Below are 333 nucleotides of genomic sequence, written 5' to 3'. Positions count from 1 at the left end.
GACGCCGACGTTCGGCTCGATCGTCGCGAACGGGTAGTTCGCCGCGAGCACCTGATTCTTCGTCAGGGCGTTGAAGAGGGTCGACTTGCCGACATTCGGGAGTCCGACGATTCCGATGGTAAGAGCCACGGGGGTCCAGTCTACGGGGGCGGCGCGCCCTCGCTCCGGCGCGCCTCGGGGGCGATGTCGGATGGGCAGGCGATGCTGAAGCCGTGTCACTGGACTTCACCGCAATCGACTTCGAAACGGCGAATTCCAGCAATGCCTCAGCGTGTGCCGTCGGCCTTGCCCGCGTGCGCGACGGCGAGATCGTCGAAACGGCGGGCTGGCTCA

The 333-nt window shown here is 66.1% G+C and carries 1 protein-coding gene; it reads right to left on the bottom strand.

The window, feature by feature from the left end:
• Positions 1 to 129: GTPase (locus B4F19_RS14895; protein ID WP_292735973.1), on the bottom strand; the 129-nt coding region annotated here is incomplete at its 3' end.
• Positions 130 to 333: the final 204 nt, after the last annotated feature.

This window comes from Microbacterium sp. UBA1097, assembly GCF_002313585.1.
Lineage (GTDB): Bacteria > Actinomycetota > Actinomycetes > Actinomycetales > Microbacteriaceae > Microbacterium.
The sequence above is the reverse complement of the archived record's forward strand: the minus strand, read 5'-3'. Positions and strand labels throughout refer to the sequence as shown.